General features: G+C 67.1%; 9 protein-coding genes. 7 read left to right on the forward strand and 2 right to left on the reverse strand.

The window, feature by feature from the left end; all coding sequences use genetic code 11:
• The 7 genes from LC060_RS19765 (at position 1) to LC060_RS19795 (ending at position 7,483) form a co-directional block, all read left to right on the forward strand.
• Positions 1-681: a prepilin peptidase gene (locus LC060_RS19765; RefSeq protein ID WP_264191998.1), complete on the forward strand. Its 681-nt coding sequence runs from the start codon at positions 1-3 to the stop codon at positions 679-681.
• Between the two features lie 79 nt (positions 682-760).
• On the forward strand, positions 761-1,771 hold the full coding sequence (gene cpaB, locus LC060_RS19770; RefSeq protein ID WP_226638417.1) for a Flp pilus assembly protein CpaB: 1,011 nt from the start codon (positions 761-763) through the stop codon (positions 1,769-1,771).
• Between the two features lie 80 nt (positions 1,772-1,851).
• Positions 1,852-3,447 (forward strand): type II and III secretion system protein family protein, encoded by a 1,596-nt coding sequence (locus LC060_RS19775; protein ID WP_226638432.1) that lies wholly within the window; start codon positions 1,852-1,854, stop codon positions 3,445-3,447.
• 14 nt (positions 3,448-3,461) lie between these two features.
• Positions 3,462-4,130, forward strand: a complete 669-nt coding sequence (locus tag LC060_RS19780; RefSeq protein WP_319005458.1) for a CpaD family pilus assembly protein — start codon at positions 3,462-3,464, stop codon at positions 4,128-4,130.
• The gene (locus tag LC060_RS19785; RefSeq protein WP_226638418.1) at positions 4,130-5,413 is read left to right on the forward strand and encodes a pilus assembly protein CpaE; all 1,284 of its coding nucleotides are present in this window, start codon (positions 4,130-4,132) and stop codon (positions 5,411-5,413) included. The genes LC060_RS19780 and LC060_RS19785 overlap by 1 nt, the downstream gene beginning before the upstream one ends.
• Before the next feature lie 86 nt (positions 5,414-5,499).
• Positions 5,500-6,471 (forward strand): type II secretion system F family protein, encoded by a 972-nt coding sequence (locus LC060_RS19790; RefSeq protein WP_226638419.1) that lies wholly within the window; start codon positions 5,500-5,502, stop codon positions 6,469-6,471.
• Between the two features lie 16 nt (positions 6,472-6,487).
• On the forward strand, positions 6,488-7,483 hold the full coding sequence (locus LC060_RS19795) for a type II secretion system F family protein (RefSeq protein WP_226638420.1): 996 nt from the start codon (positions 6,488-6,490) through the stop codon (positions 7,481-7,483).
• Positions 7,484-7,576: 93 nt separating this feature from the next.
• On the opposite strand, the gene LC060_RS19800 is transcribed toward LC060_RS19795, so the two are convergent.
• Together LC060_RS19800 and LC060_RS19805 are read right to left on the reverse strand one after the other, a co-directional pair.
• On the reverse strand, positions 7,577-8,935 hold the full coding sequence (locus tag LC060_RS19800; RefSeq protein ID WP_226638421.1) for an alginate export family protein: 1,359 nt from the start codon (positions 8,933-8,935) through the stop codon (positions 7,577-7,579).
• Between the two features lie 34 nt (positions 8,936-8,969).
• Positions 8,970-10,784 (reverse strand): methyl-accepting chemotaxis protein, encoded by a 1,815-nt coding sequence (locus LC060_RS19805; protein ID WP_413465143.1) that lies wholly within the window; start codon positions 10,782-10,784, stop codon positions 8,970-8,972.
• Positions 10,785-11,065: the final 281 nt, after the last annotated feature.

Raw genomic sequence — 11,065 nt, forward strand, 5'->3', positions numbered from 1 at the left:
ATGGCGGCCTTGGCAACTGCCCTGCTGGTCGCCGCGATCACCGACATCAAACGCCGCGAGATAGATAACACGCTTAATCTTGCGATCGCGCTCGCCGCCCCGGTGTGGTGGCTGGCGACGGGCCTTGGCTGGTGGGACATGGGCCTCCAGCTGGTGCTCGCGCTTGTCACGTTCGTGGTCACCTGCGCCCTGTTCGTCGTGCGCCAGATGGGCGGCGGCGATGTCAAACTTTTAACCGCGCTCGCGCTCTGGTTTGCGCCCGCTCCCTTCCTGCAACTGGTCGTGCTGATGGCCTTGCTGGGCGGCGCGGGCTCGGTTGCGATGGCGGCTTGGAACCTCGACCGGCGCCCCGGCGAGGGCCTGCGCAGCGCGCTTGCGCTGGGCGCCTCGGCGCTCTGGGTGGGCGGCGCGCTCGCCGTCCTGACCGCGCTCGCCACCGGACGCCCGCTGCTTTCGGCCGCCGCACTGCAATCGATTCGCGCCTTTTTCCCCGCCGGATGGATCGTGGCGCTGATCGCCCTCCTCATTCTGGCCGGATTCGCGCTCGGCTTCGTGCACCTCGTGCGGCGCCAGAAATCGCGGATGCGCGTGCCCTACGGGGTCGCCATCGCGCTTGCGGGAGTCTGGGTCCTCGCCCAGCAGGCCCTGACGAGTGCGGCGGTGTCATCCACCGTAAACTAATCTCGATTGACCCGATTTTAACCAATTGTCCCGACAAGGTAACTCACCAAGATCGGATTTTCAGGGGGCTTGAACAGCCATGGATAGAAAGAAGCTGCTGCTGCTGGTCGTTGCGCTTTTCGTCGCAGCCGGCACCGCATTTGCAGCGCGCTCGATGTTTGCCGGAGCCTCGGCTCCCCAGGCAGAGGCCGTGGCGGTCAAGCCCGCAGGGCCCAAGGTCCTCGTCGCCCAGCGGGCGCTTCCGGTGGGGACCATCCTCACCGCCGATTCGATGTCCTTCCAGGACTGGCCCGCCGAACTCGTGAAGGACGTCTACTTCCTCGACGGCGAGGCGGACATGTCCAAGCTCCTGGGCACCGTCGTGCGCTACCCGGTCACCGCCGGGCAGCCGGTCACCCAGGGCGCGCTCGTCGCGCCGGGCGACCGCGGCTTTCTTGCCGCCGCGCTCGGCCCGGGCATGCGCGCGGTCACCATCTCGGTCTCGGCCAAGACCGGCGTGGGCGGCTTCATCTTCCCGGGCGACCGGGTCGACATGATGCTCACCCAGCAGGTCAAGGGTGAAGGCGAACCGCTCAACACCACCGAGACGATCCTGCGCAACCTGCGCGTGCTCGCGACCGACCAGACCACCAACAACGAGGTCGAGGACGGCAAGACCGTGGTCCGCGCCTTCCGCACGGTCACGCTCGAGGTCACGCCGCGCATCGCCGAGAAGATCTCGGTCGCCGAGGAAATCGGTGCGCTCAGCCTTTCGCTGCGCTCGATCGCGGACAACCAGGGCGAATTCGAACGCATCCTTGCCAGCGGCGAAGTCGACGTGCCCGAGGGCGCGACCAAGGAGCAGGAGGAAACCCTCATGCGCCAGGCCATGACCCGCCCGATCGAGGGCAACACCACTTACGTCACCGGCGGCGACGTCTCGCGCTTCCAGCGTTCGAGCCGTCCCGCGCCCCAGGGCTCGGGCTCGGGGCCGATGACCTCCGCGCCGCGCATGGCCGGTGGCCCCGCCGCCGCGCCGCAGGGCTACACGGGCCCCGTGGTGCGCGTCACCCGCGGCAAGGTCACCACCGCCGAACCGGCCGGAAAGTAAGCACCATGACCGCACGCACATTCCGCCAGTCCGCGCGTCACGCCGACGCCGGCCACCCGGCAACCGCAAAGGGCCCAGCCATGAAGCGCCGCCTCTTCCCCTCCCTGCTCCGCGCGACCTACCTGGTCGCCCCGCTGGCCGCCCTTGGCGCGCTCGCACCGGTCGCTCCGGCCGCGGCCCAGTCGATCTCGACCCCGGCGCAGGACATCGCCCTCTCGATCGGCAACGGCCAGCTCGTCACCGTTCCGGGCACGATGGCCGACGTCTTCGTCGCCAACGAGGCGATCGCCGACGTCCAGGTCAAGTCGACCAACCAGCTCTACGTCTTCGGCAAGGGCGGCGGCACGACCACGGTCTACGCCAGCAACCGTGCAGGCCAGGTGATCTGGTCGGCGAACGTGCGCGTCGGCTCGAACTTCGACAGCGTCGATTCGATGCTGCGCCTGGCCATGCCCGAGGCCAAGATCACCGTCTCCTCGATGGGCACCAACACCTTCCTCCTCACCGGCACGATCAAGTCGCCCGAGGACGCCGCCGAGGCCGAGCGCCTGGTCCAGGCCTACGTCGGCGACGCCGCCAACGTCATCAGCCGCCTGCGCACGGCAACGCCCCTGCAGGTCAACCTGCAGGTGCGCATCGCCGAAGTCAGCCGCTCGCTGGTCAAGACCATCGGCACGCGCCTGACGACGATGGACGCGACCGGCGGCTTCAAGTTCGGCATCGGCCAGAACGCCCCGATCGCAAGCAACGGCATTTTCGCGCCGGGCCGCGCGCTGGGGGTCGACAACATCCCCACGGTTCCGGCGATCGATCCCAATTCGGGCGATATCATCGAAGTCCCGGGCACCTCGGTCAACCAGTTGGGCACCGGCACGACGCTGGGCATGGCCGGGCGCCTGTTCGGGCTCGACATCCTGGGCGCGCTCGATGCAGGTGAGACCGTGGGTCTTGTCACCAGCCTCGCGCAGCCCAACCTGACCGCGCTTTCGGGCGAGACCGCCGAGTTCCTTGCGGGCGGCGAATTCCCGATCCCGATCAGCCAGGGCCTGGGCGCCACCTCGATCGAGTACAAGAACTACGGCGTCAGCCTCAGCTACACGCCCACCGTACTCGCCAACGGGCGCATCTCGCTGCGCGTGCGCCCCGAGGTCTCGGATCTTTCGAGCCAGGGCTCGGTGACGCTCAACGGTTTCGAGGTTCCCTCGCTGACCACGCGCCGCACCGAGACCACGGTCGAACTGGGTTCGGGGCAGAGCTTCATGATCGCAGGGCTGCTCAGCAACAACAGCACCAACTCGATTACCAAGATGCCCGGCGCCGGCGACATCCCCATCCTGGGTTCGCTGTTCCGCTCGACCAACTACAACCGCGGCGAGACCGAACTGGTCATCGTCATCACCCCGTACCTGGTGAAGCCGGTCGATCCCTCGCAGATCGTCCTGCCGACCGATGGCTACAGCGCCCCCAACGAGCTGCAGCGCCTGCTCGGCAACCAGCAGAGCGACGGCTCGGGTCCCACCCAGCGTCCGGGCCCCTCGCGCGGGGCAGCCCCTGCCCCGGCACCCGGCGTCGACGTCGGCGCGCTTGGCGCCACGCCCCAGGCACAGCCGCAGCCGCGCCCGCGCACACGTACGGCCGCTGACGACACCGCCAAGCCCGGCTTCACCCTCAAGTGAGAGAGCTGACCACCATGCGCATGTCTTTTCCCACCCGCGCCCGTCCGCTCGCCGCCGGCGCCCTCGTTCTCGCTCTTGCCCCCGCGCTTGCCGGGTGCATGGGCGGTGTCCCGACCAACCGCACGATGTATTCCGAGCACCAGCCCGTGGTGCAGCAGGTCAACTACACGCTCGACCTCAATGCCGACGGCGGCGGCCTCGCCTATGGCGAAGCCCAGCGCCTTTCGGGCTGGCTCGATGCGATGGACCTGAAGTACGGCGACAAGCTCTACGTCGATGACCCGGCCACCAGCGCCGCCGCGCGCCAGGCCATCGCCGCGCTCGCCGAGCGCCGCGGCATCCTCATGGCCGAAGGCGCGCCGATCACCCAGGGCTACATCCAGCCCGGCACGCTGCGCGTGGTGATCGCACGCATGCAGGCCTCCGTGCCCAGCTGCCCCGAGTGGACAAGCAACTCCGACTTCAACCCGGGCAACGGCCTTTCCAGCAACTACGGCTGCGCCACCAATTCCAACCTTGCCGCCATGGTCGCCGATCCCGAGGATCTGCTGCACGGCGCCGAGGGCACGGGCGAGACCAACGCGATGACCTCGACCAAGGCAATCCAGGCCTACCGCGAGGCCAAGCCCACCGGCAACGGCAACACCGTAACCACAGCCAGCACCACCACGGGAGGCCAGTGATGAACGCACCCTGGAAATCGGGAGGCGGCAATGGCCGCGACCAGTTCGCCGCCTACTTGTGCGACGAAGCCTCGCTCGACGTGATCCGCCCGATCGCGATGGAAATGGGCTGGCAGCCCGAGAAGTGCAACAAGGGTGGCCTGCGCAACGCCATCCAGTCGCTCTCGATCACCGCCTCGCCCAACATCCTGATGGTCGACCTGTCGGAAAGCGGCGACCCGCTCAGCGACATCAACGCGCTCGCTGAAGTGTGCGAACCGGGCACGATCGTGATCTCGGTGGGCCAGGTCAACGACGTGCGCCTCTACCGCGACCTCATCGCCAGCGGCATCCACGACTACCTCCTCAAGCCGCTCTCGCCCGCCCAGGTGCGCGACTCGCTGGCCCAGGCCCAGGCGGTCTACGCCGCACCCAAGAGCCATGACGGCGCGGGCGCGGGCCAGCATGTCTCGACCGCGGTGATCGGCACGCGCGGCGGCGTCGGCGCCTCGACCATCGCCACCTCGCTGGCCTGGCTGCTGAGCGCGGACAACAAGCTGCCGACCGCCCTGCTCGATCTCGACATCCACTTCGGGACCGGCGCGCTGTGCCTTGATCTGGAACCGGGCCGCGGCCTCACCGACGCGATCGAGAGCCCGAGCCGCATCGACGGCCTGTTCATCGAACGCGCCATGATCCGCGCCAACGACAACCTCGCGATCCTCTCGGCCGAGGCCCCGATCTCGAGCCCGCTGATGACCGACGGCGCGGCCTTCCTCCAGCTCGAGGAGGAATTCCGCGAGGCCTTCGAGGCCACCGTGATCGACATGCCGCGCAACATGCTCATCAACTTCCCGCAGCTGGTGACCGATGTGAACGTGGTCGTGCTGGTGACCGAGTACACCCTTGCCTCGGCGCGCGATTCGATCCGCATCCTCTCCTGGCTGCGCACCAACGCGCCCCAGGCGCGGGTGATCGTGGTGGCCAACAAGGTCCAGTCCGCAGTCAGTGAGATCGGCAAGGCCGACTTCGAGGCCTCGATCGAGGCCAAGGTCGCGCTCACCATCCCCTACGACGCCAAGGCCGCCGCGCTCGCCGCGAAGCTGGGGCAGACCTTTGCCGATGCCAACCGCACCACCAGGGCGGGCGCGGCGATGCGCGATCTCTCGCAGCTCATTCTCGAAGGTCGCGAGGACGTCCAGGAGGCGGGCGAGGGCAAGAAGGCTTCGCTCTTCGACAAGCTCGATCTCAAGTCGTTCATGTCGGGCATGGGCACCAAGAAGGCGAGCGCGCAGGCGCAGTGATGCTCCCGCTTACGGGGACGCGGCGCACGCACGTACGCGTTCCCGGCCGCAATGACGACGCAGTGACGTAAAGGACCGCAAAGGCGATGACCCCTCTTCAGCTCATCCTGTTCGCAGGCGGCCTCATGGGCGTGATGGTGCTTGTCTACCTTGCCTTTGCCGGCCCCTCGCCGAGCAAGGAGGGCGCGCGCCGCCTGAAGGCCGTGCGCTTTCGCCACTCGCAGAGCACGAACGACCGGGTCGAGGCGCAGATGCGCAAGGCCGTCGCCGCGCGGCGCCCCAAGATGCACCGTCTCGCCGGCTCGGGCTCGCAGCTCGAGGCGCTGGAACTGCGCCTGATGCGTTCGGGCCTGTCCTGGACCTTGTCGCAGTACCTCTATGGCTCGCTGGGCATTGCGGTGGTGGTGACCCTGCTCATCTACCTCAAGACCAGCGCGGTGCTGCTGGCGCTGGGCATCGGCCTGTTCGCCGGCGCCGGCATTCCGCACGTTGCCCTGAACATGATGATCAACAAGCGCACCAACAACTTCACCACCAAGTTTCCCGACGCCATCGAGCTTCTGGTGCGCGGCCTGCGCTCGGGTCTGCCCGTCACCGAGACGCTCACCGTCGTCGCGCAGGAAGTCCCGGGTCCGGTTGGCCAGGAGTTCAAGCTCATCACCGAACGCATCAAGATCGGCAAGACCATGGAGGATGCCCTCCAGGAGACCGCCGACCGTCTCTCGATCTCGGAATTCAACTTCTTCTGCATCACCCTCGCGATCCAGCGCGAGACCGGCGGTAACCTTGCCGAGACCTTGTCGAACCTCGCCGACGTGCTGCGCAAGCGCGCCCAGATGAAGCTCAAGATCCGCGCCATGAGCTCGGAATCGAAGGCTTCGGCCTACATCGTGGGCGCCCTGCCCTTCCTCGTCTTCGGCATGATCTGGATGGTCAATCCGGCCTACGTGGGCGAATTCTTCATCGACGAGCGGCTGATGGTCGCGGGCATGGGCGGCGCGGTGTGGATGGCAATCGGCGCCTTCATCATGGCCAAGATGGTCAGCTTCGAGATCTGAGCGAGGAACACGACCCATGCTCGAGCAACCCACCGGCCCTACCATCCTGGGCTTCGACGTCATCCTCGTCGGCACCTTCCTGGCGATGATCGCAGCGATGGCGACGATGTACGCCATCTACACCGCGCTCACCGTGCGCGACCCCATGGCCAAGCGCGTGCGCGCTCTCAACGCGCGCCGCGAACAGCTCAAGGCCGGTATCAGCACCGGCGCGCGCAAACGTCAAAGCCTCGTCAAGCGCAACGAGACGACCGACAAGATGGGCCGGATCCTGGCCAGCCTGAAGGTCCTGCAGGGCAGCCAGCTCAAGGAAATCCAGCAGAAGCTCGCCCATGCGGGCATCCGCGACAAGCAGTGGGCCGTCGCCGTCGTGTTCGGACGCCTGGTCCTGCCGATCCTGCTCGGCGGCACCGCCGCAATTGTCATCTATGGCATCGACTACTTCCCCGAATGGAGCAGTTTCAAGCGCTTCGGCGGCTTCGCCGCGATGCTGCTGGCGGGCTACAAGGGCCCGGACCTGTTCATTCAGAACATCGCCACCAAGCGTACCGACGCGATCCGCAAGGGCCTTCCCGACGCGCTCGACCTGCTCGTCATCTGCGCCGAGGCCGGTCTCACCGTCGATGCCGCCTTCGACCGCGTCGCGCGCGAACTGGGCCGCGCCTACCCGGAGCTGGGCGATGAATTCTCGCTCACCTCGATCGAGCTCTCGTTCCTCACCGAACGCCGCCAGGCCTTCGAGAACCTCGCCTGGCGTGTCGATCTCGACGCGGTGAAGGGCGTGGTGACGACGATGATCCAGACCGAGCGCTACGGCACCCCGCTCGCCTCGGCGCTGCGCGTGCTTTCGGCCGAATTCCGCAACGAGCGCATGATGCGCGCCGAGGAAAAGGCCGCGCGTCTGCCTGCGATCATGACCGTGCCGCTGATCCTGTTCATCCTGCCTACGCTCTTCGTGGTCATCCTGGGCCCCGCGGCCTGCTCGATCGCCGACGCCTTCGGCGGCGACTAGAACGCCCCCGCCCGACGCTCACGAAAAAGCCCCCTCCTCGCAATGTGCGTGGAGGGGGCTTTTTCGTGGGGATTGCGACGCGCGACGGAGCCATCAGAACAGGAAGTAGATGTCCCCATAGCCATAGTGGGTGTCGCCCCGGTCCTGCACCTTGGGCGCCCGCTTCAGGAACGCGCCCTTGTCGAGCCAGGCCGCGCCGAGATCGATCTTGATGCGCTTGGGAATGAGCCAGTAGCGCACGCGGGCCTGCAACTGGCTCCCTCCGTCGCGCCCACTGGCGCCGCTCGCATCACGAATGCCGGTAAAGGCGAAGGCATCGCCCGTGGAATCCAGCCACAATCGCCGCCAGTCGACGAAGGCGTCGAAGCGCTTGGACGGCGCGATTTCCGCCCGCACGCCCAGACTGCGAACATTGCTGTACCCCAGCGGACCATAGAGCGACGTCGGCCCCCAATCGCCCCGGCGTGGGCCATAGAGCGAATCGAAGCGTTCGTGGCGCGCCGTTCCCGCCTTGTCGCCGCTTGCCATGTCGGCCTGAAGCGAGAGCCGTGCGTCGAGCGATCCGGGCAGCGTATAGCCTGCCTCGCCATGGGCCATGTACGCACGCACCGGAACGCTGGGCGCGTCCTCGTCGCGCGACATGCGGATCCGCCCCAGCTGGAGCGCGGCTTCCAGTTCGAAATCCCAGCGCCCCGCCGCGGGCACCTGGAGACGCCCTCCAACGGTGCGCAAGTGCCGGTTGCGGGTCGCATGCGTGGCATCGTCGCGCTCGTCGAGCACGAAGGCATAGGCTTCCAGCGCCACAGGCCCCTGCTGCGCCGAGGCAAAGGCGCCCCAGAAGCGCAGGTCGAAGCCCTCAGTGTCCACCGACCAGGCGTTCGCGATGACCTCCCCCTTGGTGTCGGGATGGCGCTTGTCCGGCAGGGTGTAGAAGACGCTCAGGCGCGCCTTTCCTTCAGGGTCCTGCCAGTCGAGCCGGGCCCCGGTGAAGGCGTTGGCCGCGTTGCGCCAGCCCGGATCGCCGACAAGTCGCTTGCTACCAAAATTGAGAACCATGCGCCCGGCCGTCACCGAGACCTGGTCCGAAACGTCCAGTCCCACATAGAGTTGAGGGACCTGCAACGGGTCGATGTGCGCGGAACTGATCGGCGTATCGATATCGATGGCATAGCCGCGCGAATCGCGGATTTCGGCCCCCGCGCGAAACCGCCCCCGGGTGTACCTGGCCGCGATGCTTGTCCGTATCGTCACCGCATCGTCCGAGCGCGCGCCCGAACTGCGATAGGCATTGTCGTAAGCCTCGTACCGGAAGCGCACACTGCCCGAGAGGTCGAGTTCCCCTGCTCCCGCAGCCTCCTGCGCCAAGGCCGATGGACTGAAGCCCAGGGCCATTCCGGCCAGAAGCCCCCAGCGCAGCGCCGCGCAAGTCCGCACCATGGGCGGAACGTTCATGGCCAACACCTTTCCGGTAAACCCGCGCACGCCTTCAGAACTCATCCCATTCCCCATCGCTCGCCATGGGCTGCAGCGCCGCCGATCCGGCCGTCCCATAGGACGGAGAGGCTTGCGTCAGGGGCGCGCGCGCCAACTTGTGCGGAGCAAGAGAAGGCGCACGCAGCTGCACGACTTCGCCCGCGCCCAGCTTGAACTTGCCCACCAGTTCGGACAGCCGGTCCGCCTCGCTCGACAGGCTTCGCGCGGCGGCGGTACTCTCCTCGATCATGGCCGCGTTCTGCTGCGTGATGCGGTCCATGGCGCTGATGGTCTCGGTCGTCTGGCGCAGCTTGCCCGACTGCACCTGCGAGGAATCCGCGATCGAGGTCACGAGCTGCGTCGCCGAAGCAATGCTCTCGATGATGCGATCAAGCGCAGCGCCGGTGTCGTTGACCATGACGACCCCGGAGGCGACCTGGACCGAACTCGTCTCGATAAGCTCACGCACCTCGCGCGCGGCGTCGGCCGAACGCTGCGCAAGCGCGCGCACTTCGGTGGCCACCACCGCGAAGCCCTTGCCCATCTCGCCCGCACGGGCGGCCTCGACCCCCGCGTTCAGGGCAAGCAGGTTGGTCTGGAAGGCGATCCCGTCGATGACCGAGATGATCTTCTTGATCTCGGCGGTCGAGTGATCGATCGATTGCATGGCCGCCACCGCATCGGACACGATCTTCCCGCCCGACTGCGCCTCCTCGACGGCCGCAACAACGCTGCGGTGCGCGGTGGTGGCTTCCGAGGCGGTGGAACTGATGTCGCCGCTCAGGTCGCGGATACGCTCGGCAGCTTCCCCAAGATCGCTGGCGTGCTGTTCGGTGCGTGTGGCAAAGTCGCTCGAGGCATCGTTGATCTCGCGCGCGCCCGTGTGGATCGCATGGATCGCGTGCGAGACCGCCAGCAAGGCCTCGCGCAGGCGTCCGGCCATGGTGTTGAAATCGGCGCGCAGCCGGCCATAGGTCGCCCCGATATCGGGCAACTCGGCGGTAAGGTCGCCTTCGGCAAGCGCGCTCAGCTGGGTGCCGACCATCTCGATCATCGCGTGCGTGCGCGCATCGCTGTCGGCCTTGGCGCGGGTCATCACCTGCAGGCGCTCGGCAACGCGGGCGAGGTCGCCGATTTCATCACTTCGGTGCAGATGCGGTACGGTAAATTCCCCCCCGCCATCCTCGATCCGGGCAATGGCCGAGCGGATATCACCCAGTTCGCCCACGATGCTGCGCCGCACGCGCTGCGCCGTGACATAGGCGAAGCCGCAGGCCACCAGCGCCAGCACCACCGAGACGCCGACCATGGTGAGCGCCATGGAGGTCTGCTGGGCATCGATCGCCACCGAGCGCGCGATGACAGGATCGCGGATCGCCTCGATATTGGCATCGACCGTGTCCCCGGCCTCCATGATCCGCGCGACCCCGGCGCTGCCCACGGGCCCATCGGCAAGGACGCCGTCGACCACGGCGACGTAAGCCTTGGCGCTTTGCTCCACCACATCGGCGGCCGACAGCTCATCCGGGCTCAGATGCTTGCGGGTTTCCTCGTTGGAGGCGAAGAAGTCCCTTGTGTTGCCCTCGTAGGCTTCGCGCGTCGCCGCATCGTTGAGAAGCGCGTGGCGAAAGACATCGCGCTCCAGCGAAGCGAAGTCCTTTTCCAGAAGCGCGGCGTAGAGAGCCTGGTTCGCCGCATCCTGCGCGCGCTCATCCATGCGCGCGCCCAGCAGCGAAGAGGCGAGAACCAGAGCGATCATACACGCCCCCACTCCCGCGGCACAGAACGCGAGCAGCGACAGACGCCGACTGACGGAAAGTTTATCCAGGTAAGCGGACACCGATGAAGCCCCTTGTCTCAAGCCGCAGCACTGCGGCGTCGAGCCAGCGCTTAGACCAGGCCCCATGAAAGCCCGCTCAAGTATGCATAAGTAGTTCCCCAATAGCCGCCGGGAACATGAGCTTAGCGACACCAGCGCCGGTCAGAAGCCGCGTATCGGGGTGTCGTACCAGCACGAGTTCTGACGGGGCTGGGAAGGAAGAGGATTTATCCGAGGGCTATTGCGCTCGGGCTCCCCGAACTGTCGAGGTTGAGCGTGTTTGGCGCCTG

Source organism: Novosphingobium profundi, from assembly GCF_020524485.1.
Taxonomy (GTDB): Bacteria; Pseudomonadota; Alphaproteobacteria; order Sphingomonadales; family Sphingomonadaceae; genus Novosphingobium; species Novosphingobium profundi_A.